Origin of the sequence: Streptomyces sp. IBSBF 2435 (assembly GCF_036815005.1) — a bacterium.
Classification (GTDB): domain Bacteria; phylum Actinomycetota; class Actinomycetes; order Streptomycetales; family Streptomycetaceae; genus Actinacidiphila.
Genome location: NZ_JAJSYW010000023.1, coordinates 1 through 20,288 on the forward strand (window position 1 = coordinate 1; position 20,288 = coordinate 20,288).

At 74.5% G+C, this 20,288-nt stretch carries 17 protein-coding genes; 3 read left to right on the plus strand and 14 right to left on the minus strand.

Features of this window, described 5'->3' with window-relative positions:
- The coding region (locus V7E46_RS06830) for a serine/threonine-protein kinase (protein ID WP_333767570.1) at nt 1-843 on the minus strand (843 nt) is incomplete at its 3' end.
- 203 nt (nt 844-1,046) lie between these two features.
- Between V7E46_RS06830 and V7E46_RS06835 the strand changes: the two genes are divergently transcribed.
- Both V7E46_RS06835 and aceB read left to right on the plus strand, forming a co-directional pair.
- A complete protein-coding gene (locus tag V7E46_RS06835) occupies nt 1,047-1,688 on the plus strand; it encodes a nucleotidyltransferase family protein (RefSeq protein ID WP_329173635.1) in 642 nt (213 codons plus the stop codon).
- Nucleotides 1,689-1,837: 149 nt separating this feature from the next.
- The gene (gene aceB / locus V7E46_RS06840) at nt 1,838-3,466 is read left to right on the plus strand and encodes a malate synthase A (protein ID WP_333767571.1); all 1,629 of its coding nucleotides are present in this window, start codon (nt 1,838-1,840) and stop codon (nt 3,464-3,466) included.
- 111 nt (nt 3,467-3,577) lie between these two features.
- Here aceB and V7E46_RS06845 read toward each other — a convergent pair whose 3' ends face one another.
- From V7E46_RS06845 to V7E46_RS06875, 7 genes are all read right to left on the minus strand, one after another.
- Complete coding sequence (locus tag V7E46_RS06845; RefSeq protein ID WP_333767572.1) at nt 3,578-5,008, minus strand: 8-oxoguanine deaminase; 1,431 nt, start codon at nt 5,006-5,008, stop codon at nt 3,578-3,580.
- Nucleotides 5,009-5,022: 14 nt separating this feature from the next.
- A complete protein-coding gene (gene pucL / locus V7E46_RS06850) occupies nt 5,023-5,925 on the minus strand; it encodes a factor-independent urate hydroxylase (protein ID WP_333767573.1) in 903 nt (300 codons plus the stop codon).
- 4 nt (nt 5,926-5,929) lie between these two features.
- Entirely contained in the window at nt 5,930-6,322 is a 393-nt protein-coding gene (gene uraH, locus V7E46_RS06855) for a hydroxyisourate hydrolase (RefSeq protein WP_333767574.1), read from the minus strand.
- Nucleotides 6,319-6,831 carry a 2-oxo-4-hydroxy-4-carboxy-5-ureidoimidazoline decarboxylase gene (gene uraD / locus V7E46_RS06860; RefSeq protein WP_333767575.1) on the minus strand — a complete coding sequence of 171 codons (513 nt, stop codon included), beginning with the start codon at nt 6,829-6,831 and terminating at the stop codon, nt 6,319-6,321. Before uraD ends, uraH begins: the two co-directional genes overlap by 4 nt.
- A gap of 82 nt (nt 6,832-6,913) precedes the next feature.
- The gene (locus tag V7E46_RS06865; RefSeq protein WP_333767576.1) at nt 6,914-7,297 is read right to left on the minus strand and encodes a helix-turn-helix domain-containing protein; all 384 of its coding nucleotides are present in this window, start codon (nt 7,295-7,297) and stop codon (nt 6,914-6,916) included.
- Entirely contained in the window at nt 7,294-7,545 is a 252-nt protein-coding gene (locus tag V7E46_RS06870) for a hypothetical protein (protein WP_333767577.1), read from the minus strand. The genes V7E46_RS06865 and V7E46_RS06870 overlap by 4 nt, the downstream gene beginning before the upstream one ends.
- A gap of 85 nt (nt 7,546-7,630) precedes the next feature.
- Entirely contained in the window at nt 7,631-8,983 is a 1,353-nt protein-coding gene (locus V7E46_RS06875; RefSeq protein WP_333767578.1) for an amidohydrolase, read from the minus strand.
- 188 nt (nt 8,984-9,171) lie between these two features.
- On the opposite strand from V7E46_RS06875, the gene V7E46_RS06880 reads away from it, so the two are divergent.
- Nucleotides 9,172-9,357, plus strand: a complete 186-nt coding sequence (locus V7E46_RS06880; protein ID WP_329173648.1) for a thiazolylpeptide-type bacteriocin — start codon at nt 9,172-9,174, stop codon at nt 9,355-9,357.
- A 128-nt stretch (nt 9,358-9,485) separates the two neighbouring features.
- Here the strand turns inward: V7E46_RS06880 and V7E46_RS06885 are convergent, their stop codons facing one another.
- From V7E46_RS06885 to V7E46_RS06910, 6 genes are all read right to left on the minus strand, one after another.
- Nucleotides 9,486-11,498 carry a YcaO-like family protein gene (locus V7E46_RS06885; protein ID WP_333767579.1) on the minus strand — a complete coding sequence of 671 codons (2,013 nt, stop codon included), beginning with the start codon at nt 11,496-11,498 and terminating at the stop codon, nt 9,486-9,488.
- A complete protein-coding gene (locus V7E46_RS06890; protein WP_333767580.1) occupies nt 11,495-12,280 on the minus strand; it encodes an ABC transporter permease in 786 nt (261 codons plus the stop codon). Before V7E46_RS06890 ends, V7E46_RS06885 begins: the two co-directional genes overlap by 4 nt.
- Nucleotides 12,277-13,248, minus strand: a complete 972-nt coding sequence (locus V7E46_RS06895; RefSeq protein WP_333767595.1) for an ABC transporter ATP-binding protein — start codon at nt 13,246-13,248, stop codon at nt 12,277-12,279. The genes V7E46_RS06890 and V7E46_RS06895 overlap by 4 nt, the downstream gene beginning before the upstream one ends.
- A gap of 1,379 nt (nt 13,249-14,627) precedes the next feature.
- Nucleotides 14,628-15,713, minus strand: a complete 1,086-nt coding sequence (locus V7E46_RS06900) for a lantibiotic dehydratase C-terminal domain-containing protein (protein WP_333767581.1) — start codon at nt 15,711-15,713, stop codon at nt 14,628-14,630.
- The gene (locus tag V7E46_RS06905) at nt 15,710-18,529 is read right to left on the minus strand and encodes a lantibiotic dehydratase (RefSeq protein WP_333767582.1); all 2,820 of its coding nucleotides are present in this window, start codon (nt 18,527-18,529) and stop codon (nt 15,710-15,712) included. Before V7E46_RS06905 ends, V7E46_RS06900 begins: the two co-directional genes overlap by 4 nt.
- 70 nt (nt 18,530-18,599) lie before the next feature.
- Nucleotides 18,600-20,201, minus strand: coding sequence for a nitroreductase family protein (locus V7E46_RS06910; RefSeq protein ID WP_333767583.1), 1,602 nt, complete (start codon nt 20,199-20,201; stop codon nt 18,600-18,602).
- Nucleotides 20,202-20,288 lie beyond the last annotated feature (87 nt).

The window sequence follows — 20,288 nt, forward strand, 5'->3', positions numbered from 1 at the left end:
CCAGGGGACGGGGGCGCGGTGGTGGGTGGCCTGCGTGCACATCGCGATGACCTGGGAGGGGGACGGCCGCAGGGCCGGGTCCTTGATCAGGCAGCGGGTGACGATCTCCCGCAGTTCGCCGGGCAGTTCGGAGAGGTCGGGCTCCTCCTGGACGGCGCGGGCGCCGAAGGGCGCCGTACCGATGGCCGCGTACGCGGCGAGCTGGCCGAGGGCGAAGACGTCGGTGGCCGGTACGGGCGGCTTGTCCGCGGCCTGCTCGGGCGAGGAGAAGGCCGGGATGCCCGGGGCGTCGGCGGCGGCGCGGGTGACGCCGTAACCCGTGACGCGCGGGCCGTCCGCGGCGAGCAGCACCGTACCGGGGCCGAGCCCGGCGTGGACGACGCCGGCGTGGTGGACCGCGCGCAGCGCCTCGGCGACCCCGGCCACCAGCCGCAGCACGACCGGCACCGGCAGCGGCCGTCCGGTGTCGCTGACGGCGGCGTGCAGGGTGAGCGCGGGGACGTAGCCGGCGGCCAGCCAGTACCGGGAGCCGTCGTGGCCGCTGCCGAGCACCGGCACGGTGTAGGGGCCGTGCACCCGCCGTACGGCCTGCACGTCGTGTTCGAAGGCGGCGGCGAAGCCGGAGCGGGCGGCCAGTTCCGGGCGCACCGCGGTCAGGGCGACGGGCCGGCCGCCGGGCGCGTAGGCGAGGTAGACCGGGCCGAGGGCGCCGACGCCGAGCCTGGCGGCGATCCGGTGCCCGGCGACGAGCGCCGGGTCGTCGGGCGTGAGCGGCTGGTAGAGCGGTCCTGGATGCCCGGCGTGCCCGGGGCCGACCAGACCGCCGGTGTGCTGAGCGCCCATCAGTCCCCGTTCCTCGGGCTCGCGCGGACGAGCCCGCCGACGCGGCGGCGGGCTCGCTCCCCGCGTCGCCCGCGGGGAGGGAGGCCTGCGCGGACACGACGCCCTCGTACCGCCCCTCCCGGCCCCTGGCCAGACGATACCGGAACACACAGACCCGGCTGCGGCCTGTTCCGCTGCGGGCGGTCACGCGGTATGCAGGATGCATGGACACAAAGGGCGAGGTGGCCGGGCTGCTGCTGGCGGCGGGTGGCGGACGGCGGCTGGGCGGGCGGCCGAAGGCGTTGCTGCCGTACGCAGGCCGCCCACTGGTGGAGCACGCGGTGGGCGCGCTGCGGGACGGCGGCTGCGGCCCGCTGTACGTGGTGCTGGGCGCGGCGGCCGAGGAGGTGCGGGCCACCGCGGACCTGCCGGACTGCGTGCTGGTCGACAATCCGAGCTGGCCCGAGGGCATGGGCTCGTCGCTGCGGGTGGGCCTGGCCTCGCTCGCCGCCGCGCCCGTGCGCCCGGCGGCGGTGGTGATCGCGCTGGTCGACCAGCCGGGGGTGGGCGCGGCGGCGGTCGCGCGGGTGGTGGCGGCGGCCCGGGCCGGCGACGACCTGGTGTCGGCGCTGGTGTCGGCCGCGTACGGGGAGCGCCGCGCGCACCCGGTGCTGGTCGGGGCGGCCCGCTGGGCGGGGGTCGCGGGCAGCGCGGGCGAGGACCGGGGGGCGCGGACGTACCTGCGCGAGCACGTCGCGCACACCATCCTGGTGGACTGCTCGGACATCGCCGACCCGGCGGATATCGACACGCCCGCCGACCTGCGCCTTCTGGCACCCCCTGCACCGCGTGCCACAAAACGTTGAACTTCCGCACTGCGAAAACTATGCTCCACCTTGCAGAAGCGCCCGCAGCTCGTGGCGGCCCGGCACCGCGTGCCACGCACGCACGACGGCATGCCCCGCACGCGCGACGCACCCGACGGACGCCGGCACCGCTCTGGAGGAATGACCGCATGTCCGCACCGACCCCTTCGTCCGCCGCCGCCGTCACCGGGACGGCCGGGCACCATGTGCCGCGCGAGGAGGAGGTGCTGACTCCCGAGGCGCTGGACTTCCTCGCCGAGCTGCACCGCCGCTTCGCGCCGCGCCGCGCGGAACTGCTGGCCCTGCGCGCCGAGCGCCGCGCGGAGATCGCCCGCACCGCGACCCTGGACTTCCGGCCCGAGACCGCGCACATCCGCGCCGACGACAGCTGGCGGGTGGCCGAGGCCCCCGCCGCGCTGAACGACCGCCGGGTGGAGATCACCGGCCCCACCGACCGCAAGATGACGATCAACGCGCTGAATTCCGGCGCGCGGATCTGGCTCGCCGACTTCGAGGACGCCTCGGCCCCCACGTGGGAGAACGTCATCGGCGGCCAGCTCAACCTGATCGACGCCTACGAGCGGCGGATCGACTTCACCTCCCCCGAGGGCAAGACGTACGCGCTCGGCGCCGCCGACCAGCTGGCCACCGTCGTGGTGCGGCCGCGCGGCTGGCACCTCGACGAGCGCCACCTGACCGTGGACGGCGAGCAACTGCCGGGCGGCCTGGTCGACTTCGGGCTGTACTTCTTCCACAACGCGCAGCGGCTGCTCGACCTCGGCAAGGGGCCGTACTTCTACCTGCCCAAGACCGAGTCGTACCTCGAAGCCCGGCTGTGGAACGACGTGTTCGTCTTCGCGCAGGACCGGCTCGGCGTCCCGCAGGGCAGCGTCCGGGCCACCGTGCTGATCGAGACGATCACCGCCGCGTACGAAATGGACGAGATCCTGTACGAGTTGCGCGACCACGCCTCGGGGCTCAACGCGGGCCGCTGGGACTACCTCTTCTCGATCGTGAAGAACTTCCGCGACGGCGGCGCGCGTTTCGTGCTGCCGGACCGCAACGCGGTCACGATGACCGCGCCCTTCATGCGCGCGTACACCGAACTGCTGGTCCGCACCTGCCACAAGCGCGGGGCGCACGCGATCGGCGGCATGGCGGCCTTCATCCCGTCCCGCCGGGACGCCGAGGTCAACAAGGTCGCCTTCGAGAAGGTCAAGGCGGACAAGGACCGTGAGGCGGCCGACGGTTTCGACGGCTCCTGGGTCGCGCACCCCGACCTGGTGCCGATCGCCCGCGCCTCCTTCGACGCGGTCCTCGGCGACCGCCCGAACCAGAAGGACCGGCTGCGCGAGGACGTCCGGGTGACCGCGGCCGAACTCATCGACATCGCCTCGCTCGACGCCAGCCCCACCTACGAGGGGCTGCGCAACGCCGTCCAGGTCGGCATCCGCTACATCGAGGCGTGGCTGCGCGGCACGGGCGCTGTCGCGATCTTCAACCTGATGGAGGACGCGGCCACCGCGGAGATCTCCCGCTCGCAGATCTGGCAGTGGACCAACACCGGCATCGTCCTCGACAACGGCGAGAAGGCCACCCCGGAACTGGTCCGCCGGGTCGCCGCCGACGAGATCGCCGCGATCCGCACCGAGGTCGGCGAGGCCGCCTTCACGGCGGGCAAGTGGACCGAGGCGTACGACCTGCTGCTGCGCACCGCCCTGGACGCCGAGTACGTCGACTTCCTGACCCTGCCCGCCTACGAGCAGTTGGCGGACTGAGCCGGGCGCACCGCCCCGGACCGTCAGGTCGTGGTCCGGGGCGGTGCCGCCGTGCCCGGTGGGGGCACGGCCACCGGTCGGGGGCCGTCCCTCCCCGACCGGTCGTCGCGGTCAGCCGGTCAGGCCGGCGATCCTGGCCAGGCGGCGCGCCTGCGCGCGGGTGAGGCGGGCGATCGCGTCCTCGTCCACCCGGGTCAGCCGGCCCTGTTCCACCACGGGGCGGCCGTTGACCAGCGAGAGGGTGACCGGGGCCGCGGCGCCGAGGACCAGGGCGGCCACCGGGTCGGCGATCGACGCGTGGCCGAGGCCGTCCAGCTTCCACAGCACCAGGTCGGCGAGCTTGCCCGGCTCCAGCGAGCCGATCTCGGCGGCCCTGCCCAGGACTTCGGCGCCGCCGTAGGTGCCGAGCCGCAGCGCCTGCCGGGCGTTCAGCGCCTTCTCGCCGCCGCCGAGGCGGTTGATGAGCAGCGCGTTGCGCAACTCGGTGTGCAGCTCGCCGGATTCGTTGGACGCGGTGCCGTCCACGCCCAGGCCGACCGGGACGCCCGCGGCGAGCATGTCGGGGACCCGGGCGATGCCGGCCGCGAGCCGGGCGTTGGAGGACGGGCAGTGGGCGACGCCGGTGCCGGTGCGGGCGAAGGCGGCGATGTCGGAGTCGTTCATGTGGACGCAGTGCGCCATCCACACGTCGTCGCCGAGCCAGCCGGTGGACTCGAAGTAGTCGGTCGGCCCCATGCCGAACAGCTCGTGGCAGAACTTCTCCTCCTCCACCGTCTCGCTGCCGTGGGTGTGCAGGCGTACGCCCTTGCGGCGGGCCAGCACCGCGGCCTCGCGCAGCAGCCCGGTCGAGACCGAGAAGGGCGAGCAGGGCGCGGCGGCGATGTGCAGCATCGACCCGAAGGACGCGTCGTGGTGGGTGTCGATGGCGGCCTCGGTGGCCAGCAGCGCGTCCTCGGTGGTCTCCACGGCGAAGTCCGGCGGCAGCCCGCCGTCGCTCTTGCCGCGGTCCATCGAGCCGCGCGCGGCGGTGAAGCGCACCCCGGTCTCGGCGGCGGCCCTGATCTCGGCGCCGAGCAGGTCGCCGGTGCCGCGCGGGAAGACGTAGTGGTGGTCCATGGCGGTGGTGACGCCGCCGCGGGCCATCATCGCCAGCGACCCGGCGGCGCCCGCGTGGACGATGTCCTCGTCGATCCGCGCCCACACCGGGTACAGCTCGACCAGCCAGTCGAAGAGGTTGCTGTCCTGGGCGAGGCCCCGGGTGAGCCACTGGTAGAAGTGGTGGTGGGTGTTGACCAGGCCGGGGGTGGCCAGGTGCCCGGTGCCGTCGATCCGCCGGGTCACACCGGCCAGTCCCGCGGGGGCGGGTCCCGCGCCCACCGACTCGATGACGTTTCCCGCGACGACGATGTGCCCGGTGTCGTATTCGGTGCCGGCCGCGTCCACGGTGGCGACGGCGCAGTTCTCGATGACGACGCGCCCGGCGCCGGGCTCCGCACCCGTCCCGGTCGTCCCGGCGCCGGCTTCCGCACTGGTCTCGGTCATGGTGTCCGCGCCTCTCAGTCCGTCACCGGGATGCCGGCCTCGGCGCCGTCGCGCAGCACCGTGCCCTCGATCAGCCCGTAGGGGCGGTCGGCGGCCAGATAGACCTCGTTGTCGTTCTTCAGGCCGAAGGGCGCCAGGTCGGCGAGGAAGTGGTGCTTGTTCGGCAGCGACAGCCGCACCTCGTCGATCGCGGCGGTCCCCGTGCTGTTGTCGATGACCCGCGAGCCCATCGCGAACAGCGTCTGCTGGAGTGAGAGCGAGTACGTCTCGGCGAACGCGCCCAGCAGGTCGCCGCGCACCGCCGCGTACGACTCCTCCCAGTCCGGCACGTCCTTCTCGCCGCCGGTCCAGCCGAACCGCCAGCGGGCGTTGACCTCGGTGGCGAGGATCCGGTCGTGCGTCTCCTTGAGCGTGGTGTAGCCGTCCTTGGCGAAGCCCCAGAACTCGGAGTCGGTCGAGTTGAGCACCACCAGGCCGGCGAGACCGGAGATGACCTGCCAGCGCTCGCCGTCGAAGGCGACCTCGGTGGTGCGGGTCTCCTGGCCCTTGCGGACGAAGGAGTGCTCGCCGCGGTCCGCGCCGCCGGCCGGGATGCGCTCCCAGGCGTACTCCTCGATACGTATCCGCGCCCGGTGGATCGGCTGCCGGCTGGTCACGAAGTGCCGGGCCAGATGGATGCCGAAGGCCTCGGCGGAGTCGATGCCGTGTTCCTTGGCGAAGGCGAAGACGGTGTTCTTGGTGGTGTCGGTGGGCAGCACGTTCGCGTTCGACCCGGACAGGTGGACCTCGTCCATGTCGCCGGACAGCGCGACCGAGACGTTCAGGTCCTTGATGTGGTGGGTGTCGCCGTCGCGGGTGACGCGGACAACGCGGTTCTCCGCCTTGCCGTACTGGTTCTGGCCGAGCATCGTGGGCATGTCGCTAGCTCCCTCGGTATACGGAGTAGCCGAACGGGTTGAGCAGCAGCGGTACGTGGAAATGCTCGCCCGGGACGACGGCGAAGACCACCGCGACCTCGGGGAAGAAGGCTCCGCTGTCCCTTGGACCGTGGTCCGTGCGGGGGGCGTCCTGCTGGGCCTCGGCTGGATGGGCGTGACGTGCGAGGTACGGCGCCACCTCGAAGTGCAGCCGTACGTGGGTGGCGGCCTCCGGCAGCGCGGGCAGGTCCTTGCAGCGGCCGTCCGGGTCGGTCGCGGACGTGCCGTGCGGCTCCCACGGCGCGTCAGGGCCGGTGCGGACCGACAGCGTGACGGCCACTCCCCCGGCGGGGCGGCCCGCGCTGGTGTCCAGGATGTGGGTGGACACGGATGTCATGAGGGGTCCTCCTGCGCGGTCGCCGCGAGCCTGCCGAGCCTGATCCGGTTGATCTTTCCCAGTTCGGCGCGGACGATCTCGCGCTCGGTGTCCTCGTCATTGCCGAGCCGCGCTTCGAGCGCGGCCCTGATCCGCGCGCCGGTCGCCCCGGTGGCGCAGATCAGGAAGACATGGCCGTGGGCTTCCTGGTAGGCGAGGTTGAGCGCGAGCAGTTCGGCACGCTCCGACACCTCGACACCGCTCTGCTCACGGGCCGAGGCCGGGTCGCCCGGGGTGGGGCGGCCGATCGGCGGGTGCCCGGCCATCGCCTCGCGCAGGTCGGCGGCGGTCAGCGCCGCCATGGCCGTGTCGCTCGCCGCGAGCAGGTCGTCGAGCCGGTCGTACGGCCGCCGCGCGGCCACCGCCGCGCCCCACGCGACGCTGGCGCACACCTCGTGCAGCAGGGCGGCAGCGGCGGGGGCGGGGGCCGCGTTGAGCCGGGCAAGGCCCGGTGAGGCGCTGGAAGTCACACCCGCACGCTAGGAGCCGCCGCGCGTCAGCGTCAACAGTTTGTTGAAAACTTCTGGTTACGGCGCCGGCGGCCGTACGGCGTCACTGGCTGTCGCGGGCGGCGTTCTCCCTGTTCAGGTAGTTGTAGACGGTGAAGCGGCTGACGCCGAGCGCCGAGGCCACGATCTCCACACCGTGCCGCACCGAGAAGGCGCCGCGCTCCTCCAAAATCCGCACCACCTGCTGCTTCTCCTTTCGGCCCAGCTCAGGCAGCGGCCCGTGCCTGCGCCGCAGGTCGGCCAGCAGGTGGTCGAGCGAATCGGCCAGGTGGGGAAGCCGTACCGCGACGACCGGCGCGCCCTCCCAGCTGAGCACCACATCGTCGCCGCGCGCCTGCGCGGGCGCGACCAGCTCGCCGCCCATCGCGTCCACCAGCGGCTTGACCGCCTCGGCGAAGGGGTGCGCCAGCCCGTCCGCGGCGCTCATGCGCCGTCCTCCCCCAGCGCGCTGACCTGGAGTGAGACCCGGGTGGCGCCGGCCGCCAGAGTACGCCGCAGCAGCTCGCCGACCGCCGCGACGACCTCGTCGGCCGAGCCCTCGGCCGTATTGCCGAACGGCCCCACGTCCACCGCGTCCAGCATGCCGGCCTCCACGACCTCCCTGGCCACCACCGCGTGGCGGGGCGGCACGTCCAGGTCGAACGGCTCGGTCGTGAATTCCAGCCTCAGTCTCACCAGGGTCACCCTTCGGCGGCTGCGGGACGTGCGGTTCGCCGCCCGCCGCCCCCGCAGCGCCCGGGCGGCGGCGTCGCAGCCGACCCTATGCGACCTCGGCGGGCACCGTCAGGGCGGCCCGCGCCGCGGCCGTCATCGCCGCGATGCCGGTCTCCAGCGTCAGCCGCGGGTGCGGGGCGAACAGCGGCGAGTGGTTCGGCGGCAGCACGCCCATCCGGGCCGCCGCGTCCGCACCGGGGCCGCCGGCCGCCGCCCACTGCCGGGGTCCCGCGCCGCCGAGCATCCAGTAGCCGGTGCGGATGCCGGGCACGCCGTGCAGGTCGAGACCCGCGTCGCCGTACAGCGGGAAGTCCTCGGTGGCCATCGACGGCTGCCAGCGGGTGACCCGGTGCGGCCCGAAGGCGGCCTCGTGGGCGCGGCGGACGACCGCGGTCGCCCCGGGGTCCGGCACGGTGGGCCGGGAGCGCGACAGCACCCGGACGTCGGGCTCCGGCGGCGCGGGCAGGGGGGCGGCGGCTGCCTCGGCGCGGACGATACGGCGCACGGCCGCGACCGCCCGCTCCAGGCTCTCGTCGGTGAAGGCACGTACCGTCACTTCGAGCGTCGCCCGGTCGGCGATGACATTGCTGCCGCCCGGCGTGCCCGCCCTTATCGAGCCCACGGTGACCACCAACGGCTCCCCCGGGCCCGTCTCGCGGGACACGACGGTCTGCAGCCGCATCACCACGGCCGCGGCGGCGATCACCGGGTCCGCGGACAACTGCGGCGCCCCGGCGTGGCCGCCCCTGCCGTGCAGCACCACTTCGAGGGTCGCGCTGCCCGCGAGCAGCGGCCCCTCGGCGTGCGCGACCATGCCCGCGGGCAGCGGCACCACATGCTGGGCCAGCACATGGGACGGCACGGGGAAGCGCCGGTAGAGCCCGTCCGCGAGCATCGCCGCCGCCCCGCTCAGCGTCTCCTCCGCAGGCTGCCCGACGACCACCAGGGTGCCGCACCACGTGTCCGCCGTCCCGGCGAGCACGGCGGCGGCGCCGGACAGCGCGGCCAGGTGCGCGTCATGGCCGCAGGCGTGCATCACGGGCACGGGTGTGCCATCGGCTCCCGGCGCGGTGACCGTGCTCGCGTAGGGCAGGCCTGTCTCCTCGCGGACCGGGAGCGCGTCGAGTTCGGCGCGGATCATCACGACGGGACCGGGGCCGTTGCGCAGGACGCCGACCACGCCGTGGCCGCCGACACCGCGCTCGACATCGAGGCCCGCGCCGCCGAGGGCGGCGGCGAGACGGGCCGCGGTGCGCTCCTCGGCCCCCGACAGCTCCGGGTCGCGGTGGACGGCGACGTACAGCTCGGCGGCCCGCGCCAGTGCGTCGCCGGGCACGGGCGCCGGGGCCGGCGGGGGCGGGGCCACGGCGTCAGGGGCGGGTCCTGCCTGCGGGGTCATCGGGGGCTCCTGACGGGTCGGTGGCAGGCGGCGCCGGCAGCGGCGCGCGGCGGACGGACGCGAGCGCGGGCGCGCGCGTGCCAGCGGAGTGACAGCGGGCGGCAGGGTGATCGGTCAGTGGACGCGCGTAGAAAAGACTCAGCCGGTCCGTTCAGGGCCGCGTCCCCCGCCGAGAAAAGGGAGTCACCATGGCGATCATCAAGCAGGACACGCCGCTCGCGTCGCTGGCCCAGGAGATCCTGGAGCTCGAGTCCGAGACCTTCGAGATCACCGACTACTCGGACGCCAGCGAGGTCATGCTCGGCTCCTCGACGAGCTGCTCCAGCACCAGCACCTGCTCCAGCACCACCAGCACCACCAGCTGCACCGCCTGACGGCTGCTCCGCCGTCCGCCGCTCCGCGGCCCGCTGTGTGCGGGCCGCGGAGCGGTTGCGTTCGGGGCCGCCGCCTGCGGCTTCCGGTCGTGCGGCCGAAACCGGAAGGGGCACCGGACACCCGGTCCTCACGGGAAGGGGTGCGGCACCCGGCGCACCTCGGACTCGCGCAGGTCGTCGGGGCGCAGCCCCGCCCGCCGCTGCGCGGTGCGCAGCCGCGGCATGGTCAGCGCCCGCTGCCGCGCCCACCCGAAGTCGATCGGCAGCAGGCCCGGCGCGATCGTGCACACCGTCCGCAGCCCCATCCTGCGCTGCTCGGGCGCCGTCTGGTCGACCACGATCACGTCGCAGCCCGCCCGGGCCAATTCCGCGGTGCACCACCGCAGGTCCTCGCGCAGGTCGAGGCCGCGCGGCCGCCGGTCCTCCCACTCGGCGTAGACCTCGGCCGGCGGGCGCACGGCGGTGGGCTCCAGATAGCTGCCGACGTAACGGGTCATCCGGGGCAGGCCGAAGAGCGCCGCGTGGTCCGGCAGCCTCCGTACCAGCCCGAAGTCCTCGGCCATCGCGGCCAGTTCGGCGGGGCGCTCGGTCACCTGGCGTGGCAGGTGCGGCAGATAGGTGAGGATCTCCGACACCGCCGCCTCCACCGCGGTCTCCGGGTCGAAGGCGGCGCCCGCGGCGAAGGCCAGCGTGCCGGGGCCGCCGTCCTTGCGCACGGCGAGGCCGGTGACGACGGGGACGGCCAGGTCGATGCGGTTGTCGAAGGCGTGCACGTCGTAACCGCACAGCGCGGCCCGGTCGGTCATGGCGCGCAGCACCGGGCTGCGGCAGGCGCCGAGGTCGATCTCGGTGAGCCGGGCGTCGCCGTACCAGGCGAGCAGGAAGGCGTCCCGCTCGATCAGCTCCAGCAGGCCGAACAGCACCGCCTCCTCCAGGCAGCTGCCGGTCGCGCAGCCGTTGGAGCACTCGAAGACGAAGTGGTCGGCGGCCGTGCCCGCGCTGTAGTACACCAGCCGGGCGGGCACCAGCACCGGGCGGTTGTCGCGCAGCGACCAGCCGTGTACCCAGGGGATCGGCCGCGACGGGTCGAAGGGCGCGATCATCGGGTCGTCGCGGTAGGCCTCCGGCGCGTACAGGCCGCAGTCGCGCGGGTCGAGGGCCGCCTCGCCGAGGTTGTCGTACGAGTCGGTGACGATGCCGCCGGCGTCCCTGCGGTGGGTGCCCGCGTAGCGTTCGAGGCCTTCGAGGAAGGCCAGGTCGCGGCTGGCGGCGAAGGAGTGGGACTGGCCGCTCCAGGTCACATCGGTCAGACCCGCGTAGCCCCGCATGAAGACGCTGCCCGCGACCGGCGCGGTCGTCGGCGAGGTGACATCGCTCCAGGTGCCCGCGCCGAGCACCCCGCACACCGGGTTCGCGAGCGCGGCAGCGGGCAGGTCGTACCCGCCGGGCGAGCGCAGCCGGTAGCGGTCGGCGGCGGGCTTCGGCCGGGACACCGGAAAGGCCTCGGGCTGCGCCGCCTGCGGGGTGTGGGGGGCGTGCGGGCAGAGCGGGTCGGCGAGCAGCGGCACCGTGCTGACCAGGCCGGTCTCCAGATCGAGCCGGGTGACCTGCGGCAGCCCGGCACTGTCCGGGGCCCGGGTACGGCCGGTGCGCGTACGGTCCGCGCCCCCGCCGGCATCCGTACGGCCCGCGGCCCGGCCGCCATCGACACCGCCTGCCGCCAGGCGGCACAGGGCCCACACCGCGTCGGCCGTGTAGTCCGGGAGCACCGGCCAGCGGCCCGCCGCGGTGCTGGCGAGGCCGGTCTCCAGAGCGTCGCGTTCGGTACGGGTGCGCAGCCGCTGCCAGCGGATGGCCAGGCAGCAGCCGCAGGCCGCGGTGGCGGCGGACCCGCCCCAGGGGCCGATCAGCACGGCGTCCGCGGTGAGGTGGACGGTGGCCGCCGCGCGCGCCGCGGCGGCCTGCGGGCTCTCCCGGCGCAGCACGTCGGCGCCGCCGATGACCGCGACCCGGGGCGCGGGGGCGCCCTCGCGGGCGGCCCGCCCGGCGAGCCTGCGCTCCAGGTCGAGGCCCGCCGACTCCAGCGGCAGCGGTCCCGGCGCGGGGGCGGGGACGGGGCGTACGGCGGTGTCGGTCGTCATGTCCGGTTGCTCCAGCGGAAGATGCGGGCGGCGATCAGCCCGAAGACGACGGTGAAGGCGGCCAGGCCGCCGCAGTCGAGGGCCAGCGAGCCGACGGTGGCGCGGCCGGCCAGGACGTCGGTCAGGCCGTCGTCGAGGTAGCGCAGCGGCAGCACCCACGACGCGGTCCGTATCCAGCCGGGCAGCAGGTCGGCCGGGTAGAAGGAGCCGGACAGGAAGGCCATCGGCACCATCACGCAGTTGGCGATGGCGGCGACCGCCTCGGGGGTGTCGGCGAGGCTGCCCACGACCAGGCCCATCGCCAGGAAGGCCGCCACGCCGAACACCAGCAGCGGCAGCGCCAGCGGCCAGCTGCCGTCCAGGTGCAGCCCGAAGAAGGGCAGCAGCGCGACCGCGGTGAAGAGCACCGCCTGCGACAGGCCGACCACGACGGCGACCACGAACCGCGAGCCGAGCACGGTCGGCAGCGGGGTCGGGGTGCGCCAGATCAGCCGCAGGATGTCGTCGCGGCGCCAGTGCATCAGCGCGAAGGCCGGGCCGAACAGCGCCGCGTTGCCGACGCCCCACGACAGCACGCCGGGCGCCACGTAGTTGATGTACGGCAGGCCGCCGTCGACGGACTGGCCGCGGAAGAGCAGCCCGAAGACGACCAGGAAGACCAGCGGGAAGGCGAAGGTGAAGAAGACGGTGGTGCGGTCGCGCACGGACGCCAGGAAGGTGGCCCTGGTGAGGGTGGCGTAGGCGCTCGGGACAGCGCGCGTGGCGCTGGTGGTGGTGGTCATCGGCCGTGCTCCGTTCCGACCGCCGGCGCACCGGCCCTGTCCTGCGCGGCGGGCGGCGGGGAGGCCGTCAGCCGCAGATACGCGTCCTCCAGCGTCGCCGTCCTGGTCTGGATCGCGTCCATGTCGACCAGCGCGCCCAGTTCGATCAGCACCCGGTTGGCGTGCCGGGTCTCGATGACGACCTCGCCGCCCTCCAGCAGCACCCGCTCCGCGCCCTCGACGGCCCGGGCCTGCTCGACGGTGATCCGGTCGGCGGGCACCAGCAGCCGGGCGGGCGCCGCCATCGACCTGATCAGCGCGCCCGGGCTGTCCAGGGCCACCACCCGGCCGCCGGCGATGATGGCGACCCGGTCGCACAGCGCCTCGGCCTCGTCCAGGTAGTGGGTGGTGTAGACGATGGTGCGGCCCTCGCCGCGCAGGTCCCGCAGGACCGACCACAGCGACCTGCGGGCCTCGGGGTCGAGCGCGGCGGTCGGCTCGTCGAGGAAGATCAGGTCGGGCTGGTGCACCAGCGCGGTGGCCAGCGCCAGCCGCTGCCGCTGGCCGCCGGACAGGTCGTCCACCCGGCTGCGCTCCTTGTCGGAGAGGCCGACCAGGTCGAGCGCGTAGCGGGCGGCGGCGCGGTCGGCGCCCTGGAGCGCGGCGACGGTCTCCAGGTGCTCCCACGCGGTGAGCCGGGTGAAGAAGGCCGAGGTCTGGGTCTGTACGCCGATCCTGCGCAGCAGCGCGGTGTTGCGCGGCCAGGGGCTGAGGCCGAACACGCTGACCGTGCCGGAGTCCGCCTTGCGCATGCCCTCGACGATCTCGACCAGGGTGGTCTTGCCCGCCCCGTTGGGGCCGAGCACACCGAAGAACTCGCCCTGCCCGACGGTCAGCGACACGTTGTCGAGCGCGTGCACCTCGCCGTAGCGCTTGCTGACGCCGTCGAGCACGATGGCGGTCCCCGCCGGACGGGGTTGTGCTGTCATGTCGCCCTTCTCCCGCTGCTGTGGTGAGGTGCCCGGCTGCCGTACGGCCGGGGTGGTTCGCGGCGCCTGCCGCTCGTGGGTGTCCGCCGCGGGCGCGCCCTGGGCGGTTCCCGGTACGGTCTGCGCCGTCTTGCGCGCGGCCGCGCGCTCGCGCAGGGCCGCGGCGCGCAGGCCGAGCAGCCGCAGGACCAGGGCCGCGGCGATCAGGGCCAGCGGCAGGTAGCAGGTCCAGGAGTCGTAGCGGGCGGGCAGCGCGGCCCGGCACAGCAGGCCGGCGCCGGCCAGTACCGCCGCGGCCAGCAGCGCGCAGCAGAGGGCGAATCCGCCGTAGACGGCGCGCAGCCTGCCGGGGTAGCGGCGCAGCCGGGTACGGGCGCCGTCCGGGGTGCGGCGCAGCGAGCCGGCCGCCACCGCGAGGAAGGTGCGGCTCTCGGTGGCCAGCCGCAGGGTGCCCAGCCCGTAGCCGAGGATCTTGTAGCCGTCGAGCGGCGGCAGCGGCACCAGGTTGAGCAGTGCCATGGCGGTGCCGAGCAGCAGCAGGCCGCCGAGCGCGGGCAGCGCCTGCGCGGAGTCCGGCAGCAGCGCCCACACCGGCCAGAAGGGCAGCAGGAAGAGCAGGTTCATCACCGCGCCCGCCACGGCCACGGCCACCTGCCTGCCGCGCCGGTCGAGGAACTGCACGTCCTCGACCTCGCAGTAGAGATACGTCATCACGCCCCAGAAGCGCTGCAGGCCGATCTCGCCGACCCGCAGCCCGTACGCCCGCGCGACCAGGCCGTGGGCCAGTTCGTGCAGGCCGAGGCTGACCCACAGCACGCAGCCGACGGCGGCGAGGGTGACCGGCTGGTGGTACAGCCGCTGCGTCTGGCCGGCCAGTTCGCCGAGCTTCACGGCCACCGCGACCGGCACCGCGGCGGCCAGCACCAGCAGCGGGACCAGGACGCCTGGCCGGCGCGCGAAGGCGGTGGCGCCGTGCAGCCGGTCCATGAGCGCGGGCGCGTCGGCGACCATCCGGGTCCTGCCGCTCATCAGGCGCGGCTTCCCGGCCGGCCGGTCGACGGCGGCGGGGGCGGCGGCGGCGGTGACCGGGCGCCCGCCGTCGAGCAGTTGGCGGGTGGAGAGCAGCCGCAGCATCTGCTGCCATTGCGCGTCGCCGAGCCGGGCTCCGAAGTGGCCCGCGTATTCCGCGCCGATCTCGGCGAGCGAGCGGCTGCCGTCGAGCCGGGCGATGATGAAGGCCTCCTTGGCGCCGACCTCCATCCGCACCCCGGTGACCGGGTCCCTGAGCAGGTGGACCACGGCGGGGCCGCGCGTCAGGGCGGGGCCGACGAGGATGCCGGGCCGCAGCGCGGGCCGCAGGTCGAGCAGGCCGCCGGTGGTCATGGCGCCGCCGTGGGGCGGGGCTCGCGCAGCGCGCGGGCCAGCACGTACGACAGGAAGGCCTCGTCGCGGACGGTGACCGACAGCCGGTTGTTGGTCATATGCATGTACGGCGACAGCAGCATCGGCAGCGCCTGGTCGGGGTCGGTGACCGGCAGGTCGCGGGTGCCGTCCCAGGACCGGAAGACCAGGTCGCCGCCGCGGGCCAGCGCCACGACCCGTTCGCGCAGGTCGAGGCAGTGCTCCGCCCAGCCGCCGAGGAAGCTCGGCAGCCGTTCGGGGGCGGGCTCGGCGACGGCCGCGCGGATCTGCTGGAAGCGGGCGGGCAGCGCGTCCATGGTGCCGTAGGCGCGGTCGTAGCCGTCCTGGGCGGTGTAATTGGTGGTGGAGAAGGCCGAGTTCCAGAAGTCGTGGTAGCGGTCGAGGAATTCCAGCAGCGCGGCCTCCTCCCGCAGCAGGCAGCCCGACATGGTCATCATCAACTGGGCGGACACGCCGAGCAGTACGGTCCGCAGGTGCAGGTTCATGGTGCCGAGCGCGCCGGAGACCAGCTCGCTGGAGCGCTGGAAGTGCCACTCGGCCAGCTCGACCCCGGCGGGACCGCCGTATTTGCCGTACTCGGGCTCGTAGGGCTCGGGGCTGAAGGTGTTGTTGGGCCGCAGCTTCATGTGGCCGTCCTCGTCGACCAGGCCGTTGCGCTCGCCGCCGGGGAACTCCAGCTCGAACAGGGTGTTGTAGAGGTCCGCGAGAAAGCCGCCCTTGACCTCGTAGAGCGCGGGGCGCTCGCGCAGGAAGGCCTCGATCGCACGGCCGGCGCGCGCCGCGACCTCGGCGGACGCGGCCGGTGAGGAGGGGCGCAGCCGCAGCCGGATGTGCGGGCCCTCAAGCCAGTAGTTGATGAAGAACCAGCCGCTGAGCAGGCCTTCGCCGGTGAGTTCCGCGACCAGCGGGCGGACGCAGCGCAGCAGGAAGGGGCGGGGGCTGGCGGCGTAGAAGACGTGGAAGGCCTGCCAGTCGCCGCGGGTCCCGGCGTCGGGGGCGTCGGCGGCGGGTGCGGTGGCGGTGGCCGCCTCTGGGGTGGTCATACGGCGCTGTCCTGCCTTCCTGGCCGGGCCGCGGCGGCGGGGGCCGCCGCGCGGGGGACGATTTCCACGGCCAGCTCGGCGACGTGGTGGCCGCGCGGGGAGCGCACATGCAGCTCGTCCTCGCCCGGCAGCATCTCCTCGAAGACCGTCCTGGTCCGGCCGCCGCCGGTCAGCGCGTCGAGGGCGATCAGCGACAGCGGGCTGTCGAAGTCGACGTATTGGGGCTTGGACCCGCCGAAGACCGCGCCGAAACCGCCCGCGCCGTCCTCGCGCTGCTCGTGCAGGGTGGCGAACACCCGGTCGGGCAGCCCGTGGTCGCGGCGCCAGCGCTGCCAGCGCAGGTAGAAGCCGGCGTCGTCCATGCCGGGTTCGCGCACCGGCAGGGCGCCCGGCGCGGCCGTCCAGGACCTGCGGTGCAGCACCAGGCTGCGGTAGCGGACCCGGGGCCTGGCGGTGACCCCGTCCTGCCCGGGCGCCTCGGGGACGCCGCGCCACACGTCGAAGGACGCGCGGGAGGTCGGCGAGAGCAGCAGCAGCGTACGCGGCACCTCGGGCAGCACCATCGGCACCAGATAGCCCAGGTAGAGCGGTACGACCTCGCGGTCCAGCCGGCGGGAGCGCAGCACCAGCCGGTCGGCGTCCTCGTCGTGCTCGGCGTAGAGGTCGTCCAGGTCGATCCTGGCCTCGGCGGGGGCGGTGCTGCTCTCGCCGGGGCAGACGATCTCGTAGTCGGTGAGCCGGCCGTGCAGGTTGAGGTTGGTGGTGGCGGAGCCCGCGGTGATCTCGGCGAAGACCGCGCCGGGCGGCTGCCAGCCGCGCAGCGTCTCGCGCAGCCGCCCGGTCAGGCCGCCGTCCTGCCCTCCCCCGTCCTGCCCTGCTTCGTCCTGCCATGCGCCGTCCGCGTGCCGGCCCTCGTCGAAGCAGTGCGTGAAGCGGGTGAAGGGGAAGGACAGGCCGCCGTAGGAGTTGTTGAGCACCACCAGCGGGTCGCCGGTGCGGCGGGCGAGCTGGAGGAAGTGGCTGTGCGGGGCGAAGGAGGTGCCGAGCGGGGCGAGTTCGCCGGTGACCGCGGCGACCGTGTCCTCGCCGAGCCGCAGTTCCCCGCCGCCGTCGGGGTGCGCGGCCCAGCTCTCGCGCATCCGCCGGGTGAATTCGGCGCGGGCGGCGTCGAGGGCGGTGACCTCCGGCATGCCGAGCCAGTTCTCCTCGGGCGCGGGGCTGCCGTCGGCCGCGAAGGGCGACTTGAGCGAGGTGAACTGCAGGTACTGCGTGAAGATGTCCTCGTGGAAGTCGTGGACGAGCCGCAGCAGGTCCTCGCAGCGTCCGCCGCGCCCGTAGCGGGCCAGGAAGAAGCCCTTGAGGGTGAGCCGCTGCGGCAGTGCCACGTCGAAGGCGGGCATCATGCCGGTGAGCGCGTGCAGCGGGGCCGCCGCCAGCTCCGTCCACTCGGCCAGGTCGGCCGCGACCGGCTCCTCGCGGACGTCCTCGTAGAGCAGTGTCTGCGGCAGCGACGGGTCGGCCGCGCCGAGGTCGCCCTGGAGCGCGAGCAGGTCGCGGCGCAGCCGGGCCAGCAGCGCGCGGCGGGTGGCGACATCGGCGTCGCGGTAGCGGTCGACGCATGCGGCGGGGCCTTCGAGGCGGTCCGCGACGTCGTCGGCCCAGCGGCGGTCCAGGGCGCGCAGGGCGCCGCGGAAGGACCGCAGCGGGTCGGCGGTGTGGACGTCGGTGGCAAGCCCTGTCATCTGCAGGATGCCCAGGTCGAGCAGGGTGGCGGCATAGTGGGCGGCCTGCTCGCCGGTGGCCGCGGTCTCGGTGGTGAGCCAGCTCGTCAACTCGGCGTAGCGCAGTCGGCGCCGCTCGCGGAAGAGCGCCGTCATCCGTTCCAGGGTGCCGCTGTTGCGGAGGAAGAACAGCCGGTCGTGGGCCGCGTCGAAGCTCACCGCGGCACTGTCGTCACCCGCGGTGACCGAGCGGCGGACGTAGCGGATGCGGTCCTCGTCCAGCTCCCACCCGGCCGACAGGGTGACCGGCAGGTCGTCGCGGCGGGCGCTGTCGGCGGCGATCAGTTCGGCGAGCCTGGCCAGGACCACGACATTGAGCCGCGGGTGGCTGGTCCAGCCCCCGCCGGTGCGCACCTCGGGTCCGGTGTCGCCGAAGGTGCCCTCGGCGACGGCGGTGAAGGTGCTGAACGGGCTGGTCTTGCAGGCGGTGCGGTAGAGGTATGCCAGCAGCGAGCGCTCCTTCTTCCTGGTCCGCTTGTCCGGTACGGGCGCCCGGTCGGCGATGAAGGCGTCGAGCTGCCCGTCGAGGGTCGGCGAGGCCAGCGCGAGGGCGAGCCGCAGCCGGTCCTCGGCGGCGAGCCCGCGCAGCTCGGCCCGGCTCGCGGCGAGTTCGCGGTCGAGCAACGGGCCGCCCGCGCCCAGCAGTTCCTCCAGCCGCAGCCGGGCGTCGAGCCAGCCGGCGAGCAGGTCGCCGGTGCCGCCGCCGAGCCCGGCGGCGAGCCGGCGGACGGCGTCGGGGTCGCGGGGCAGCCGGTCGTTGAAGACCTGGCGGCGCAGCGCGAGCACCGCGCGGCGGTCCGCCTCGTCCTCGGTGGCCTTGACCAGCACGGTCAGCGGGTCGCTCAGCTCAGCCCCGATCGAGGCGAGTCGCTGCTCGGCTGCCAGCACCTGGTCGGCCCAGCGCCGGGCGCCGGGGCTGCGCAGCCGGTGCACGGCCTCCACCGGCAGCCCCGCCACCCGCAGCATGAAGCGGCGGTGCAGCAGCCAGCTCCGCGGGCTGTCCCCCGTGTCCGGCGCGGCGGCGTTGACACTCATGCCGCTCCTTTCTGTCCTTGGATCCGTGCGTGCATCGGGTGTTCGCGGCGGCCCGGGGCGGGCCGGGCGCTCAGGCGAGGTCGTAGCGGAAGTCGGCGGGGCGGGGCCGCTCGTGGCCGATCATCATGATCAGCAGCGGCACCTCGCCGGTCGCGTCGAGGTCCAGCTCCTCGGTGAAGGAGATCGCGTCGAAGCCGAGCGCGACCCCGCAGGACAGGCCTGCGGCGGCCGAGGCGGTGTAGACGGCCTGCGATATGCCGCCGATCACCGCGTTGACCAGGCGGTATCCCCGGCCGCCCACGGCGTCGAGCACGGCGGTCGTACGGGCCACGGGCACGATGACGGCCGCCGCCTGCTCCAGGTTGTAGTTGGCCAGGAAGTAGTTGCGCTGGAGGAATTCCCCCGGCGCGCCCGCCGTGACCAGCCGCAGCGAGCCGTCCGTACGGTCGTGCAGGTAGCTGCCCGGCTCGACGCCCGCCACGTGGTTGACGAAGACGTAGGCCCGGCTGAGCGGCCCGGCACCCGGTGTCTCGGTGTCGCTGTCGAGAGTGCCCGCCGCGTCGACGGCGGCCAGGACGGTCGCCAGCGCGTCCGCCGCCAGCGGTGCCGTCGCCTGGAAGCGGCCGAAGCTGCTGCGCCTGGCCCGCAGCGCGGTGCTCACCGGGGTGTCGAGCGCCCGTGGCGCGGGCAGCGCGGTCCGCTCGCCGCCCTCGGGCACCGGCAGCGCGAGCGCGCCGTCCAGCGCCCCGGCGGGCGGCCGGTCCGCGGCGCCGTCGAGCGTCGCGGCGTGCATGCGGCGTACGGTCTCGAAGGTCATGGTCGTCCGGGACCGCTCCTGGTCGGCGTACCGGACGCTGGGCGGTACGGGCGCGGGCGCGGCGGCGGGCGCGGGCGGTGGGGTCCGGCCGCGGTCCCAGCTGAGCGGGACCACCGCGAAGACGCCCTCCTCGTCCTCGTCGAGCCCCAGCAGCCTGCCGAGCCTGGCCTCGTCGAACCACAGGGCCGGGCCGATGTGCAGCCCGCGCGCCCTGGCCCAGATCCGCCAGGTCTGGAGCAGGGCGCCGGTGTCCATCGTCACGACGTGGTAGCTGAAGCTGTTGTATTTGAAGGCGTTCTGCCAGAAGCGCACGCCGAGGACCAGGAACTGGTCGTGGTCCGCGAATCCGTCGCCCGCCGCCGCGCGGACCTCGGCGGTGACGTCGCCGGCGAGCAGCCGCCGCAGGTCGTGGTGGGGCGTGGAGTAGTAGTACACGCCCGGGGTGAGCGGGCCCGAGGGGCCGGCCACCCAGTGCACGCCGACCGGGTAGAGGCCGCCGCCCGACGCGCTGCCGCGCGACCAGTTGGCCTGGGTGTACATCGGCAGTGTGCCGAGGTCGGAGTTGGCCTGGACGGCGAGCCTGCGGCCGATTAGTCCGTAGGACTCCTGGAGCATCCCGGCGAGCAGCGGCAGCGTGAAGACGCCGGTTCCGGGCGGCCCGAACAGGCCGCGCTGCACGGTGGCTTCGTCGCCCGCGGCACCGCGGGGGGCCGGCGGCAGCGGGAAGGACTCGGCGCCGGGGAAGTGCTTGCCCTTGCGCGGCCGGTCGGCCCAGTCGGGCACGAAGTCGGCCGGTTCCATGGGATACCTGCCCCGCCGGACGATGGCGGTCGCGTACTCATGGGCGAATCCCACGGGCGTTTCCTCTCTGTGCGGGCTCGGCGCTGTGCGGGTGCGGCGGGGCTGTCGGCGGTGCTGTGCGGGTGCGGCGGTGCTTCGAGG